At 56.2% G+C, this 15,208-nt stretch carries 16 protein-coding genes and 1 tRNA gene; 8 read left to right on the top strand and 9 right to left on the bottom strand.

Annotation, left to right across the window (positions count from 1 at the left end; translation table 11 throughout):
- Window positions 1–42: 42 nt before the first annotated feature.
- The 9 genes from Q1B21_RS13110 to Q1B21_RS13070 all read right to left on the bottom strand — a co-directional run bounded on the left by Q1B21_RS13110 (window position 43) and on the right by Q1B21_RS13070 (window position 8,852).
- On the bottom strand, window positions 43–1,203 hold the full coding sequence (locus tag Q1B21_RS13110; RefSeq protein WP_299889932.1) for an ABC transporter substrate-binding protein: 1,161 nt from the start codon (window positions 1,201–1,203) through the stop codon (window positions 43–45).
- Window positions 1,204–1,227: 24 nt separating this feature from the next.
- Window positions 1,228–3,114, bottom strand: coding sequence for a long-chain fatty acid--CoA ligase (locus Q1B21_RS13105; protein ID WP_299889931.1), 1,887 nt, complete (start codon window positions 3,112–3,114; stop codon window positions 1,228–1,230).
- A gap of 5 nt (window positions 3,115–3,119) precedes the next feature.
- Window positions 3,120–3,893 (bottom strand): ABC transporter ATP-binding protein, encoded by a 774-nt coding sequence (locus tag Q1B21_RS13100; protein WP_298935548.1) that lies wholly within the window; start codon window positions 3,891–3,893, stop codon window positions 3,120–3,122.
- The gene (locus Q1B21_RS13095) at window positions 3,890–4,654 is read right to left on the bottom strand and encodes an ABC transporter ATP-binding protein (protein ID WP_299075267.1); all 765 of its coding nucleotides are present in this window, start codon (window positions 4,652–4,654) and stop codon (window positions 3,890–3,892) included. Before Q1B21_RS13095 ends, Q1B21_RS13100 begins: the two co-directional genes overlap by 4 nt.
- Window positions 4,651–5,748, bottom strand: coding sequence for a branched-chain amino acid ABC transporter permease (locus tag Q1B21_RS13090; protein WP_299889928.1), 1,098 nt, complete (start codon window positions 5,746–5,748; stop codon window positions 4,651–4,653). The genes Q1B21_RS13095 and Q1B21_RS13090 overlap by 4 nt, the downstream gene beginning before the upstream one ends.
- Before the next feature lie 4 nt (window positions 5,749–5,752).
- On the bottom strand, window positions 5,753–6,628 hold the full coding sequence (locus Q1B21_RS13085) for a branched-chain amino acid ABC transporter permease (RefSeq protein ID WP_298935545.1): 876 nt from the start codon (window positions 6,626–6,628) through the stop codon (window positions 5,753–5,755).
- Between the two features lie 74 nt (window positions 6,629–6,702).
- Entirely contained in the window at window positions 6,703–7,731 is a 1,029-nt protein-coding gene (locus Q1B21_RS13080) for a zinc-binding dehydrogenase (RefSeq protein WP_299889925.1), read from the bottom strand.
- Window positions 7,732–7,942: 211 nt separating this feature from the next.
- On the bottom strand, window positions 7,943–8,500 hold the full coding sequence (locus tag Q1B21_RS13075; RefSeq protein WP_299889923.1) for a hypothetical protein: 558 nt from the start codon (window positions 8,498–8,500) through the stop codon (window positions 7,943–7,945).
- Between the two features lie 262 nt (window positions 8,501–8,762).
- Window positions 8,763–8,852 (bottom strand) — tRNA-Ser (locus Q1B21_RS13070).
- Window positions 8,853–8,975: 123 nt separating this feature from the next.
- Here Q1B21_RS13070 and Q1B21_RS13065 point away from each other — a divergent pair.
- The 8 genes from Q1B21_RS13065 (at window position 8,976) to proB (ending at window position 15,167) form a co-directional block, all read left to right on the top strand.
- On the top strand, window positions 8,976–9,818 hold the full coding sequence (locus Q1B21_RS13065) for a DUF2059 domain-containing protein (protein ID WP_299889921.1): 843 nt from the start codon (window positions 8,976–8,978) through the stop codon (window positions 9,816–9,818).
- The gene (locus tag Q1B21_RS13060) at window positions 9,815–10,618 is read left to right on the top strand and encodes a DUF2059 domain-containing protein (protein ID WP_299889919.1); all 804 of its coding nucleotides are present in this window, start codon (window positions 9,815–9,817) and stop codon (window positions 10,616–10,618) included. The genes Q1B21_RS13065 and Q1B21_RS13060 overlap by 4 nt, the downstream gene beginning before the upstream one ends.
- A gap of 220 nt (window positions 10,619–10,838) precedes the next feature.
- Entirely contained in the window at window positions 10,839–11,483 is a 645-nt protein-coding gene (locus Q1B21_RS13055; protein ID WP_299889917.1) for a 50S ribosomal protein L21, read from the top strand.
- 11 nt (window positions 11,484–11,494) lie between these two features.
- A complete protein-coding gene (gene rpmA / locus Q1B21_RS13050; RefSeq protein ID WP_037306861.1) occupies window positions 11,495–11,764 on the top strand; it encodes a 50S ribosomal protein L27 in 270 nt (89 codons plus the stop codon).
- Between the two features lie 95 nt (window positions 11,765–11,859).
- On the top strand, window positions 11,860–12,468 hold the full coding sequence (locus Q1B21_RS13045; protein ID WP_299889915.1) for a LysE family translocator: 609 nt from the start codon (window positions 11,860–11,862) through the stop codon (window positions 12,466–12,468).
- A complete protein-coding gene (locus Q1B21_RS13040) occupies window positions 12,465–13,001 on the top strand; it encodes a GNAT family N-acetyltransferase (RefSeq protein WP_120635435.1) in 537 nt (178 codons plus the stop codon). Before Q1B21_RS13045 ends, Q1B21_RS13040 begins: the two co-directional genes overlap by 4 nt.
- A 37-nt stretch (window positions 13,002–13,038) precedes the next feature.
- Window positions 13,039–14,073, top strand: coding sequence for a GTPase ObgE (gene obgE / locus Q1B21_RS13035; protein ID WP_299075332.1), 1,035 nt, complete (start codon window positions 13,039–13,041; stop codon window positions 14,071–14,073).
- On the top strand, window positions 14,061–15,167 hold the full coding sequence (gene proB, locus Q1B21_RS13030; protein ID WP_299889912.1) for a glutamate 5-kinase: 1,107 nt from the start codon (window positions 14,061–14,063) through the stop codon (window positions 15,165–15,167). The genes obgE and proB overlap by 13 nt, the downstream gene beginning before the upstream one ends.
- The last annotated feature ends 41 nt before the right edge of the window (window positions 15,168–15,208 follow it).

Here is a 15,208-nt window from a genome sequence, read left to right as displayed (position 1 = left end):
CGAAAGGGACGACAGCCCCTTTCGGTTGATAGTCAGGTTTGGTTACTCTTCGTAAACCAATTTCCAGGCGCCATTTTCTACGACGTTCACAAATACCGTATCAGCCCCCTGATGGTCATCAGGCCCGTACGAAATATGATTTCCCACCAGCTCATCTTGATAATTGAGGGATTCCATTGCGGCGATAAAGCTCTCATGGGTCAAGTTAGGGCCCGCCGCATCCAGCGCTTTGACCATCATCTCGGCCGCCGAATAACCCAGCATCGCAAACCCGACCGGATCTTCGCCGGTCGCGGCTTTGTACTCTTCGATAAACGCGGCTGGAACGGGTTCGTCGGCGCGCGCCCAGAGATCTTGCCAGGACGCGGCGGCATAGAACCCGTCGGTCACACCACCGGGCACCTGAGCCACAACGGTCAGGAAACTGGCAGAGGTGCCGAGGAACTTCATATCCGCAAGACCCATCTTTTTGGCAGTGCCAACGACAGTGATCGCCTGACGCACACCAAGGGCCATTGTGACGATGCCACACCCTTCTTCCTTGAGCTTGCTGAGCGAGCCAACAAAATCAGTTTCATCCGGTTTATGCGTGGTCTCTGCCGCAAAAGAGATGCCAGCCTCTTCCGCACCTGCTTTGCTGCCCTCCAGGATTTCCTCACCAAAATCGGTGGGCAGGTACATGGTGCAAACCGCCTGTGATCCGAACTGATCGGCCAGGTATTTCACGCCGATACGGCTTTGATCAAAATAGGTCGAGAACGACGTGAACTTGTTGTCCATCGGCTCTTGCAGCATCTGCCGGGCCGCTGTCAGTGGGGCGACATTCGGGATGCCCTTGGGATCCAGCAGTTTGAACCCCGCAACGTTCATCGGCGTCCCTAGCGATTGCAGCATGGCAAACACCTTGTCGCGGTTCAGAAGCTTGTTATAGCCCTGCATCGCACGCGGCATCTGGTAGCCGTTATCCTCGACCACAAAGCGGATGGTGCGGCCATGCACGCCACCTTCGGCGTTCACCCGATCAAAGACCACATTGGCGCCTTTGGTCGCCGGGACACCAACGGCGGCAAAAATCCCGCTCAAATCATTGACTGAGCCAATGACGATTTCATCGTCGGATACGCCTTGTGTGTCTGCCCAGGCCAGCGTCGCTGACGCCGTCAAAGCGGTGGCCGCGGCCAGCCGTTTGATTATGCTATTCATCTTTTCCTCCCGTTAACGTTTTTTCTAATTGTACATGTCTTCAATGAGATGTGCGTGTTTCTTTTCCACCAGCCCGCGTTTCAACTTCATTGTCGCGGTCAGTTCATCGTCCTCGGCGGTCAATAAAACGTCGATCAACCGGAAATCCTTGATCTGTTCAACGCGCGCAAATTCCTTGTTCACGGTAGCCACTTCGGCGCCGATCAGTTCTTTCACTGCGGGTGCCGCGCAGAGAGAAGCGAAGTTCGAAAACGGAATTTTTCTGTCCTGTGCAAATTTTTCAACGTTTTCCTGATCTATCATGATGAGCGCGGACAAAAATTTCCGCTGATCTCCGACGATGACCGCGTCCGAGACATAAAGGCTGAACTTCAATCGGCTTTCGATTTCAGCCGGGGTGATATTCTTGCCGCCGGCTGTGATGATGATGTCTTTCAACCGACCCGTGATGGTGATGTAGCCGTCGTCATCGATATGTCCCAAGTCGCCCGTGCGCAGCCAGCCGTCCGAGGTAAAGGTTTCCGCCGTTTTGGCGTTGTTGCGCCAATACCCCTGAAAGACATTCATGCCCTTCAGTTGGATTTCACCCTGATCCGAAATGCGGATGTCATTGCCTGCAACAGCCCGGCCAATTGTGCCGATCCTGTTTTCTTCTGTCGTGTTGAGTGACGCGAGGCCTGCCGTCTCGGTCATGCCAAACCCTTCAACCAGAGGAACGCCAATGGCCCAATACCATGTCAGCAACTCGGTCGAAATCGGAGCTGCACCGGATCCACCGCGACGTAGCCTGTCCATACCCAGCATCCGCCGTACGTTCTTGAGGACCAAATGATCCCAAACCCAATATCGCGCAGCAACACCCGCTGGGACTGGCTTGCCGGATGTCAGATACTCAGCACGTGCCAGTCCTGCTTTTAAGGCCATGCCAAACGCAAGGCGCCCCAAGGGTGTTGCATCTTGGGTCAGGATTTGGACCTGAGAATAGATCTTCTCCCACACACGCGGGACGGCCGTAAATGTGCTTGGCGACACCTCTTGCAGGTTGGCAAACACCGTCTCGGGGCTTTCGGCGAAATTCACCGTGCATCTGCCCGCCAACGGGTAAAAGACCGACACATCGCGCTCCAGGATGTGGCACAGCGGTAGAAAACACAGCTGTTCGTCACTTGCCAATGTGGGCAGGGCGCGGGCACCGGATTCGATGGCGGCGAGTATGTTTTCATGGCTCAGCATCGCGCCTTTGGGCTGACCGGTTGTTCCAGACGTATAGACCAGCAACGCTGTATCCTGCGGTTTTGCCAGCGCTACCTCCGCTTCAAACAATCCGGGGTTTTCGGCCTCGGCTTGTTTGCCAATGTCGTAAAGGTCTTCGATCATCATGCAGCGCGGATGATCTAGTTCGTGCAGGCCTTCGTCTTCCAGGATGATGACTTTGAGCAGATCTGGAACCTCGTCTTCGATCTCCAGAAACTTGTCCAGTTGTTCTTCGTCCTCGACGATCAGAAATCGACTGCCGCTGTCATTGATCAGGTATTGCAACTGGTTGGCGGCATCGGTGGTATAGACGCCAGAGGCGATCCCGCCGATCCCTTGGATGCCCATGTCGAACCAGGCCCATTCCTTGCGATCCTCGGACAGGACGGAAACCACGTCACCGCGCTCCAGTCCCAGTTGGCGTAAGGCCAGCCCGATCCATTTGGCATGCTGCCAGTAATCGGCCCAGGAATAGGATTTCCAGACACCGAGGTCTTTTTCACGATGTGCTGTGCGATCACCCAACTCGGCGCAGCGGCTTTGGAACAACTGGCAAATCGTGACGCATCCATCCACACGCAGCGGGCGCTGTCCCGGGGTTGCATTAAACTGAACGCCGTTGATCGTGATCTGCGCGGGCAGGGGGCTGTTCTCCATCCGGGTCACCTCCACGTCTTTTTACGCTTCCAGCGGCGATTTTCGCGCGCGCCGTCTTGCTGAGCGCCAAGGTAGAAATCCTGAATGTCTTCGGATTCTAGCAAAACATCTGCCGCGCCATCCATGACAATGCGGCCAACCTCCATGACATATCCATGATCGGCCAGTTCCAAAGCTGCGTGGGCGTTTTGTTCAACCAGCATCATTGTCATGTCCTGTTCATCATTCAGGCGTTTGAGGATGCCGAAGATCTCTTGTACCAGCAACGGGGACAGGCCGAGCGAGGGTTCATCCAACAGCATGATCTTGGGATTGGCCATCAGCCCACGTCCGATTGCCAGCATCTGTTGCTGACCGCCTGACAGGGTTCCGGCCTCTTGCCCGCGACGGTCTTTCAGAACCGGAAAATAGCTAAAAACCAAGTCCCGGTCGCGTTCGATCTGCGCTTTGTCTGTCAGCGTATAAGCCCCAAGGCTCAGGTTTTCATCCACTGTGAGCAGGGGGAAGACTTCGCGCCCTTCGGGAACATGTACGATACCTTTCTGCACGACCTTGTGCGGTTCAGACCCTTGGATGTCCTGCCCATCAAAGGTGATCTTGCCCTTTTCAGGATCCATGACACCGGACACGGTCTTCATCAGCGTTGTCTTGCCCGCGCCGTTGGCCCCAAGAATAGAAACGATCTGACCTGGGTGAACATCCAGCGAGACACCACGGATGGCCATGATCGGGCCATAGAAACTCTCGATATTGCGGATCTTCAGGATTGGCTCACTCATGAAGCTTTCCCCAGATACGCCTCGACCACGGCGGGGTGCGACTGTACCTCGGCCGGGGTGCCAAGGGCCAGTTTTGCCCCGTCGGCCATGGCCAAAACCCGGTCAGACACGCCGGATACCAACCCCATGTCATGTTCGACCATCAACACCGTGATCCCCATCTGCCGCCGGATGTCATCGATCCACCAGCGCATGTCCGTAGTCTCTTCGACAGACAGGCCCGAGGCCGGTTCATCCAGCAGCAGCAATTTTGGGTCGGTGGCCAGCGCGCGGGCGACCTCGACCACTTTGCGCACACCATAGGGCAAGCCTGAAATCATCTTGTCACGGAAGGCTTGAAGATCGAGAAAATCGATGATTTCTTCGACTTTTTCGCGGTTCTCCAACTCTTGGCGCCGCGCCGAGGGGGTGAACAGGATCTCTGAGACCAGATTGGTTTTGCGATGTCGATGCCGCCCGACCAGCAGGTTCTGCAGGACAGTCGCGTGCTCGAAAAGCTCGATATTCTGAAACGTGCGCGCGACCCCATATTCAGCAACGCCCGAGGGTTTCACCTGTAGCAGATCATGCCCGTCAAACCGGATAGAGCCCGCGTAAGGATCGTAAAAGCGCGAGATCAGATTGAATACAGTGGATTTACCGGCACCGTTGGGTCCGACGATGGCAAACACCTCGCCTTCTTGAACCTCGAACGACAGATCATTCACAGCGGTCAGGCCACCGAACTTTAGCGTGACGTTTTCAAACTCCAGCATACTCATCTCAGACGCTCCGTCTTGAGATAGGATTTCTGACGTTTGAACATGTCTTTGCGGTAAAACGGGAAAAGCTCGAACCAAGTGCGGATTTTCAGCCAGCGGCCATACATGCCCATGGGTTCGAACAGGATAAAGCAAATCAGGATCGCGCCGAAGATGCCAAATTCCAGCCCCGGGATGGCGACCGTGTTACCACCAAACGCCGCCGCAACGTATTCCTTCGAGATCGACAAGAACTGCGGCAGAAAGCCAATGACGATAGCCCCAAGAAAGGCGCCGTGGATTGAGCCCAAGCCGCCGATGACGATCATCATCAGCAACTGGATTGAGATTATGACACTGAACGTTTCGTTGTTGAACGCGCCGGCATAAAGCCCCATCAGCGCGCCGGCCCATCCGGTCACCGCACAAGACAGCGCAAACGAGAGCGTCTTGGTTTTGGCAACGTCCACACCCATCGCCTGCGCCGAGACCTCGGAATCGCGCACGGCAATGAAGCTGCGCCCCAACGGTGCGCGCAGCAGGTTGATATATCCAAGGGTGACAAAAATAGCGACGATCAGGACCAGCCAGAAGAACTGATCCGGTGTCGCCCAACGGTCGACCAGATGGCCGAAGATTTCTACGCCACCCAGATACTTGCCCGCGACGCCGCCGGTGATCGGTTCGGCCAATACGATGACGTCGTCCATCAGGATGGACAGGGCCATGGTGAAAATCGCAAGGTATATGCCATGCAGGCGCAGGGCAGGGATGGCGACCGTTACGCCGGCAATCCCGGTCAGGATACCCGCCAGAGGGAAGGCGATCAGGAAGGGAACTCCAGCCTCGATCAGGATGACATTGGCATAACAGCCAAAGGCAAGAAACGCTGCGTGGCCCAGGCTGACCTGACCCGTGTGCCCCGTCAGGATCATCAGGCCGAGACCTGCGATGGCCCAGATCAGCACGTTGGTCAGCTCGCCGAGATAAAAGTCATCCAGAAGCCAAGGTGCTGCGGCGACAATTACCAGCAGGATCAAGTACATGGTCAGTTGAAAACTGTCTTTCCACGGCCTGATATCCTGCATGTAATCCGTTTTGAAAACAATCCGCATGCGTTTAGACCTTCTTGACCCGAACCTGACTGAACAGCCCGTTGGGCCGGAATATGAGGACCGCCAGAAGCAAAGCGTATGGCGCGATCTGACTGTAACCCGCTGCTATGTAACGGCTGGCAAAGGGTTCTATAACGCCAACAATCAATCCTCCGGCCAAGGCACCAGGAAGGCTGCCGAACCCACCTATCACGGCAGCTGCAAAAGCCTTTATTCCCAACAGGCCGGTGGTTGGATCAACAGACCCTTTAGCGGCAAAAAGAATGCCAGCGATTCCGGCCACCACTCCGGCTAAAGCCCAGATAATCCCCTGAACACGTTTGACAGGGATACCCATGTAATAGGCAGCCAGCTGGTTCTGGGAGGCGCCCTGCATCGCCAGCCCCAATCTTGTTTTGCTGAAAAAGACGTAAAGGCCCCAGGTCAGCAGGATCGTGACGACAATGACAGCCACATCCTCCATCCCCAGAACCAGCCCGCCAAACCGGACTTCTTTGCCGGCCAATGGGTTTTGCAGCGTCTGCGGTTCGTGTCCCCAGATCAGGCCAGCGACAAACCGGATCACAAAACCCAATGCGATGGTGAGGATGACAACCGCGGTCTGGCTTTCCCCAAACAAGCGGCGGATGATCAGGCGATCCAGAAGGTAGCCCAAAGCCCCCATGATCCCCAGTGAGATCGGCAGAGCCAGCCAAAAGGGCAGGCCCATATATTCAGTATTTGTCAGGCCAATGGTGACGAAGGCGCCCAGCATCATGAAATCGCCTTGCGCGAAATTCACAGCCTCGGTCGCTTTGTAGATCAGAACAAAGCCAAGTGCGATCAGGCCGTAGACACAGCCATTCGCCAGCCCGCTGATCAGCAGCTGCGCGTTATCCAAACTCTCCTCCCCATGTCGGTGGCCCGACGTTTGAACAGCCCGCAGGTTTGCTTAGATGCGCGGGTCTTGCTCTACTATGGCGTGATAATCACCTTTCCGTCACTCTTTTTCAGCGCATCGGCGAGATTTGGGATCAGATTCTTCAACGTAAGCCGTTCCGACACATCAGTTTTCCACCGACCATCGGCAAAACGCGCCTGAACCTCGGCCACCACACGCATCTGATCGGCGGGGGGCGTGGACATCATCCATTGGGTCAGCCAGAACCCTTCGATCCGCTTGCCCATGAATATCAACTGCCCGGTCTGTGTGAGCGTAGGCGAGTCGCTGCCCAGCTTGCCATAGCAAACCCAACGCGCCTGATTGGGCATGGCGCAGAACAGCTGTTCAGAAAGCTGGTCCATCACCGCATCCAGGAACACGCGCGGTTTTAGCGTCGCGCTCAGGTCCGAGAATTTCTGCACCACGTCTGGGTCTGTAGTGACCAAAACTTCGGATGCGCCCAGGTTTTTCAGCGACTCGACCGTCTCTTCACGGCGGACCAAAGCGATCGGTTTCAACCCGAGATCCCGGCCCAGGCTGCACATCAGTTTGCCCAACTGGCTGGTTGCAGCAGAAACGACAAACGCCTCGCCCGCCTCTTTTGCCATATCGACCATCGCCATCGCGGTTAGCGGGTTCACAATCTGCGCCGCTCCGTCGTCGTCCGAGATATCGGGGCGCAGTGGGATGCACATCTGCATCTGAGTCACAACGTACTCAGCCCATGCTCCCGAACCAGCCGCAACAAAGGCAACACGCTGGTCTTGCAGTGCCTCGGCGCCTTTGCCCGTAGCTACGACATCCCCGCATCCTTCAAAACCAGCAGCTGCACCTTTAACGCGTGGCTGCCCATATTCACCCTTGATGAAATGCATGTCAGAAGGGTTGACGGATGCGGTCCGCAAACGGATCAGAACCTGCCCCGGACCCGGTTCGGGAACTGGCAGCTCCGCCTCAGCCAACCAATCCGCGGCATCTCCGATCACCGGCCCGGTCATTGCGCCAGAATATCCGTCATGTTTCAGAATTGTAGCGAACATCGAGGAGGGAAGAGCAGACATGTTTTTCATCCTTAAAAGCGCATGTATAGCACGCGACCGGGTCGCCGATAACCAGGGTTCAGGCGGGGAAGCTCTGGCTGCGATACAGGCTAGAGTTTGTCGCAAACCAAACAAAAGCGGTGCGTCGGGTCAACCAAACCGGGATCTTACGTCGCGGCAGCTCATCAGATGCGCGGCAAAGGGCCGACCCGTCGGATCGGCCCTTTGGTTTTTATTGTTGGGTCAGCAGGTTGCGCAAATCCTGCATTTTTTCGACAACCAATTCCGGCGAGGCCTTGATGTCATCAAGGATCCGGATTGCGCCAGTCTTAACTTCTTCAGTCAAAGTACTGTTTTCGACTGATGCGACCATCGTTTCATAATCGAAATTCTGTATCGTCAGCATGCCCCCTTGAATCCAGGAGTTGAACAGGTCCTGACCTTGGCCTGCCACTGCAGCAACCTGATCGCCGGCCTGTTCAGCAACCGAAGACGCAGCTTCGTTGGCTTGTTCGGTCAGTGAAGACGCTGCATCGCCAACTTGCTCAGTCGCTGAGTCCACCGCATCTGCGGCTTGATCCGTCAGGGAAGTGGCCGCGTCAGTGGCTGTATCTGCCGCATCCGTCGCTGTATCCTGAGCAGCGGAAACGGTTTCGTCCACAGCATCGTTCACATCCTGCTCGGCTGCCTGAAGCTGCTCGGCCGGGGTCGGCTCGGGTTGGTTGAGGTAAAGGTATCCGCCAGCGCCAATTGCGGCGATGACGATTGCAACAATAAGAGTACGCGACATGTGTGTCTCCTTTGGAAAATGTGTCGCCGGGATGGGTCAACGCTAGCGAGTCGCAAAGGGGAATTCCCGAGAAATGTCAGCAGAATACGGGCATGAGCCATGCTACGCTGATCTGAGAGGTAGGGCGTGGCGATAACACGCCAACACGCATGTACCTGGTCATTTTCTTGCGCTGAACGCCTTGCAAACACCACGAACAGTCCAACAGGCAGCGATGCTATCGATTTGTGATGTCGGAACGGTTTTGCGACTCTGTAGTGAGTGGCGGAGAGACAGGGATTCGAACCCTGGGTAGGCTTGCACCCACAACGGTTTTCGAGACCGCCCCGTTCGACCACTCCGGCACCTCTCCGCGGGGGTCTGTGAGGGGGGGATTTAGTGAGGAACGTACAGCGGTGCAAGCAGAAAGTTCCGCAAATCACCAAAGCACAGATTTTCCATTGCCTGCAGGCATAAAACTCCTAGGCTATTGGGCATGACATATCTTGCACGGCGTTTCGCCATTCTGTTTCTTGTGCCGCTTGCGGCTTTGGTCCTGATCCCGCTTCAGGTTGTGGCAGCCAACCGTGACCGTGTTGAGGCGTTTTTGACAACAACCGGGTTTGACGTAGCGCTCGAAAGCATTGCGTTGGCGTCGGGATCTGCGCCGCAAATGCTGGGCATTGATCCCGACGGCTTCGGGTCGGATTGGACACGGTTGACGGAAGAGGTGTTTGACACAGAGGACATGCACGAAACCGCCGTGACGATCCTGGAACAAACTCTCAGCGACGAAGCTTTGGGACATGCTGTCGAATTTTATGCCTCGGATCTGGGTCAGCGGTTGGTAGAGGCCGAGAATGCGTCGCATATGATAGATGACGACGAGGCCAAGCAATTGGAAGGGCAGGAGATTGTTGCGGGCCTGATCCAAGACGGGTCGCAACGCGTGGAAAGCCTGAAGCGGATGAACCGCGCGATCGATTCCACCGGAACGGCGTTGCGGGCGCTACAGGAGATTCAATTGCGGTTCCTGCTGGCCGCAAGCGCATCCGGCGTGATCGACCTCCAACTGGGCGCAGACGAACTGCGCCAGATGATGAAGCGCAACGAAACCGCTATGCGCCAGTCTTTGCAATTGTCGGCACTCGCGGGGGCGGCATACACTTATCAGGAGTTCTCGGATTCGGATGTAGATGCCTATGTCGAGGCGCTGGAACAGCCGTTGATGCAGGAAGTTTACGAGCTGTTGAATGCCATTCAATACGAGATCATGGCGATGAAGTTCGAAATTCTGGCTGCCAGAATGGCTGATCTGCATCCAGCGCAGGATATATGATGCGTCTGAGCTGTCTTTTTGCCTTTCTGGTCTTTTGGGCCCCGCCACTGGTGGCCGACGAAAAGGTCGACCGTTTGGCCGACGCCATGCATCTGTCGCAAGTCATGGACATTCTGGTCGATGAAGCCATGGTCCAGCGTCTTGAATTGGATGAAACGCTGTTGGACAACACCGGCGGTGCCTTCTTTGAAGCGCAGGTTGAAGACATCTACGATCCGGTCTGGATGCAAGAACGCGTGACAGAGGCCTTCGAACGCGGGCTAACGGACAGTCAATTGGATCAGGCCATCGTATTTTTCGAAAGCGACTTGGGCCAAACGATTATCTCCCTTGAAAACTCCGCAAGACGGGCAATTTCGGACGAGGCCATCGAAGAAATGGCGCGCGAGGCCTATGAAAGTACCGCGCGGGACTCGGTGCGATATGAACTGGTCGACGAGTATATCCAGATCAACAACCTTGTAGAACAGAATGTAGAAGGGTCGTTGAGCGCGGATTTCAACTTTTTCCGAGGTCTTGCCTATGGCGAGCTATCGGATGAAGGTGAATTGCTGGCGGAGTTGCTTTCAGAGACAGACAGCAAGACAGAAGAAGCCACGACCTGGCTGTACTCGTTTCTTTTGCTTGCGTACCGACCAATGGACGAAACGCAGATGCGTGAAAATATCGCGTTCTCTCGTACCGATACGGGTCAGGCCGTGAATGAGGCTTTGTTTGACGGGTTCGACCAGATGTTTGACAGCATATCTTTCCGTCTGGGCGAGGCCGCCGCACAGGTCCTCAGAGGATCGGATCTTTGACACTGGTTGGGTGTTGACTTTCACAGGTAATCTATGGATAAGCGCGCATCCCGGCCGGTATTCCGCGCCGGGTATCGTTATTATTTGACCCATTGGGCATACCCCAAAGGTCAGTCACACAGCCCGAAAAGGGCGCGCTGTTCGAGGTGGCCTTCAAGTTCATTGGGGCCAAAACACCCAGACGGGGACCACAGAACGCGGGAATGAAAAGGAAAGACGCATGTTTGCGGTCCTCAAGACTGGCGGCAAGCAGTACAAGGTTCAGGCGGGCGATATTCTCCGCGTTGAAAAATTGGCTGCCGACGCAGGTGAAACAGTTCAATTCAACGACGTACTGATGCTGGGCGGTGACGCACCGGTTGTTGGTGCGCCGTTTATCGAAGGCGCCGGCGTTCAAGCCGAAGTTGTCGAACAGATCAAAGGTGACAAGGTCATCAAGTTCGTCAAACGCCGTCGTAAGCACAGCTCGAAGCGCACCGTTGGCCACCGTCAGAAACTGACACTGGTCAAAATCACCGATATCCTGTCGTCGGGCGCTGACAAGTCGGGCATCAAAGCTGCAACCGGTTCGGTTTCCGCAGCAGCTGTTGAAGCAGGAGCACCCAAGAAAGCAGCTCCGAAAAAGGCGCCTGCCAAGAAAGCCGAAGCACCCGCTGCTGACGCTGGCGCAGACGATCTGAAGAAACTGTCCGGCGTTGGCCCTGCACTTGAGAAGAAGCTTCTTGCGGCTGGCATCACCACCTTTGCCCAGATCGCGGCATGGACGGATGAAGACGTAGCTGCTATGGACGAGAAACTGTCGTTCAAAGGCCGGATCGAGCGTGAAGGCTGGATCGAACAGGCCAAAGAACTGGCTAAAGGCTAAGGAGAGAGAGAATGGCACATAAAAAAGCTGGCGGTTCCTCCCGTAACGGTCGCGACTCAGCTGGTCGTCGCCTTGGCGTGAAACTGTATGGTGGCCAGGCCGCCATCGCAGGCAACATCATCGTGCGTCAGCGCGGCACCAAGTTTTGGCCGGGCGAAGGCGTAGGCATCGGCAAGGATCACACGATCTTTGCGACCACTGATGGCGCTGTCAAGTTTCACAAAGGCCTCAAAAACCGCACCTTTATTTCGGTCCTGCCAGTGGCGGAGGCCGCAGAGTAAGCCGAAACCCAGAGGTTTAAGAAAAATTCATGGGGGACCGGCACAAAGTGCCGGTCCCCTTTCTCGTTTTAACGCAATTTTGATCGAATGGTCTGATGACAGTCGCAACCACCAGTTTCCTGATCTTTGCCGCCAGTCAGGTCGGCACACCGGGACCGGCCAATATGGTCCTGCTGGGAACAGGTGCGCGTTATGGTTTTCGGGCGGCGCTGCCGTTTGTGGCCGGTGTTGTCCTGGGAAAGCAACTGATCATCTGGCCCGTTGGGTTTGGGTTGATGCAGGTCGCGGATCAGGCTCCGATGGCGTTTGCTGCCCTGAAATATGCTTCGGCGGCATATATTTGCTGGCTTGCGTGGAAAATCGCCAATCTGCGACTTTCGCGTGACGTGTCCGTTCAGGATGTGCCCGGTTTCTGGGCCGGGCTGATCGTGCATCCGCTTAACCCCAAGGCCTGGGCGATGATTATTGCCGGCTTCACCGGTTTTGTTGCCGCAGGTACCCCCAGTCTTAACGCAACATTTACAATCGCTCTGTGTCTATTGCTCTGCCAGATTGTCGTGCACCCTATCTGGACTTTTGCAGGCGATAGAATTGCCCATGTGGTTGAAGGACGGCCCGCGGAAAAATATCTGATGTGGACTTTAGCCAGTTTGACTGTTGCGTCCGTATTATTCGTGTTGTTCGGAGGAGGAACGCACTCATGAAACTTGAGACAATAATAAATCAGCCGGTCATCGAAACCGAGCGGTTCGATCTGCGCCCTTTGCGTCGTTCGGATATGGGTCTCGTCGAACATTATGCAGGCGATGAACGCGTTGCGCGTATGACCACCAGTATTCCCCACCCGCTGCCACCGGGTTCGATCGAAGCCTTCGTGACGCGTTCGATGGCAGACGAGCGGGACGAAGATGTCTGGGCCATGGATGCCACCAAGGATGGCGGCCCAGAACTTATCGGTCTGATTTCCCTGACTCGACTGGATCGCAACCAGACTGAGGTTGGGTATTGGGTTGCACCTGTCTACTGGAATACCGGCGTCGCCTCACTGGCCGTCGAGGCCTTGGTCAATACCAACCCGCTGAAGAACGCGAACATGTTCGCCAGCGTATTTCAGGACAATCCGGCCTCGGCCCGGGTGCTGATTCACTGCGGGTTTGAGTACTTGGGCGACGCCGAGAGCTATTCGGTGGCACGCGACGCAAATGTGCCCACCTGGACATACAGCAAGAAACTCTGACTTGTGGCCGGTGGGGCCTTTGCAGTAGGGGACTGACATGAAATTTCTCGATCTTGCAAAGGTCTACATCCGGTCCGGGGCCGGCGGTGGCGGGTGCGTCAGCTTTCGGCGCGAAAAATATATTGAATATGGTGGGCCCGATGGTGGCGACGGCGGCAAAGGTGGCTCGGTCTGGGCCGAGGTTGTCGATGGGTTGAACACCCTGATCGACTTCCGCTATCAGCAGCATTTCTTTGCTAAAAGTGGCCAACCCGGTCGCGGTCAGCAAAGGACCGGCAAGGATGGTGACGACATCATTCTGCGCGTCCCCGTCGGCACCGAGATTCTGGACGAAGATGAAGAGACCGTAATCGCGGACCTGACGCAAGTGGGCGAACGCGTCTTGCTGGCCAAGGGCGGCAATGGTGGCTTCGGCAACCTGCACTTTAAATCCGCCACCAATCAGGCCCCGCGCCGCGCCAATCCGGGGCAGGGCGGCATTGACCGGACCATCTGGCTGCGCCTGAAGCTGATCGCGGATGTCGGGCTTTTGGGCATGCCGAATGCCGGAAAATCTACCTTTCTGGCGGCCACATCAAACGCGCGCCCCAAGATTGCGGACTATCCGTTTACAACGCTGCATCCCAATCTTGGCGTCGTCGGCGTGGACAACGTGGAATTTGTCGTCGCTGACATTCCCGGCCTGATCGAAGGCGCCCATGAAGGGCGTGGCATTGGTGATCGTTTTCTAGGCCATGTGGAACGCTGCGCGGTCTTGTTGCATCTGGTCGATGGCACCTCTGAGACGGTCGCCGAGGATTACCGTACAATCATTCATGAGCTTGAAGCTTATGGCGGGGCCTTGGCCGAAAAGCCGCGGATCACAGTGCTCAACAAGATCGACGCGTTGGATGAGGAAGAGCTTGAAGCGGCCAAAACCGAATTGCAAGAGGCTGTTGGTGGCCCGATCATGACAATGTCCGGCGTCGCCCGTCAGGGTGTGACCGAAGTGCTGCGCGCCCTAAGAACCCGAATTGACGAAGACAGGTTGCGCCAGAAGCCTGTCGAGGAGACGACGACGTGGCGGCCCTAACCGCTGCAAACCGATTGGTCGTTAAAATCGGGTCTGCCCTGTTGGTGGATCGCGAAACGGGTTTGCTGCGATCAGACTGGTTGCAGTCGCTGGCACAGGATGTTGCCTGGCTCAAAGGGCAGGGCACAGATGTCATTCTTGTATCCTCGGGGTCGATTGCATTGGGGCGCGGTGTTCTGAACCTGCCTGCGGCCACATTGGCGCTCGAACAATCTCAGGCGGCGGCGGCAGTTGGGCAAATCCGACTGGCGCGCGCCTATGAAGAAGCGCTGACGCCGCACCGAATTACGACCGCTCAGGTCCTGGTTACGCTGGAGGACAGTGCCAATCGGCGCCGGTATCTGAATTCACGCGCGACGCTGGAGACCTTGCTGGGTTTGGGTGTGGTCCCGATCGTGAACGAGAATGACACCGTGGCAACGGATGAGATCCGCTATGGCGACAATGACCGTTTGGCGGCCCAGATTGCCGTGACCGTTGGCGCCGATCAGTTGATCCTGTTGTCGGATGTGGATGGGTTCTACAGCGGCAATCCCAGCGAAGACGTCTCGGCCACGCGCTATGACGTGATTGATGAGATCACGCCCGAGATCGAGGCGATGGCGGGTGACGCCGGATCCGGTCTGTCGAAAGGCGGTATGAAAACCAAATTGCTTGCAGCAAAGATGGCTATTGCCGCAGGTTGTACGATGGCAATTACCGAAGGTTCGAAATTGAACCCTTTGAAATCTTTGAACAACGCCGCAAACTGCACCTGGTTTACGGCGACGCTCGATCCACATGCCGCCCGGAAACGTTGGATTTCTGCAATGAAACCTCGTGGCGAAATTACCGTTGATGCAGGCGCGGCGAAGGCGTTGGCAAATGGAAAAAGCTTGCTGCCGGCTGGCATCGTTGCGGTAAACGGAGAGTTCGGGCGCGGTGATCCAGTTGCGGTTCTCGATCCGCAGTCTCGCCGACTGGCACAGGGCCTCAGCCGATATACGGCGCAGGAGGCCGACGCAATCAAAGGGCGCAGATCGTCGGAAATCGAGGCGACGTTGGGCTATCCGGGTCGGGCGGCATTGATCCACCGCGACGACTTGGCGCTTTAGCGCGCACTGTTACTGAAAGCTACCGACCAGAAAGGCACGTG

The organism is uncultured Ruegeria sp. (genome assembly GCF_947504215.1).
Lineage (GTDB): Bacteria > Pseudomonadota > Alphaproteobacteria > Rhodobacterales > Rhodobacteraceae > Ruegeria.
The sequence above is the reverse complement of the archived record's forward strand: the minus strand, read 5'-3'. Positions and strand labels throughout refer to the sequence as shown.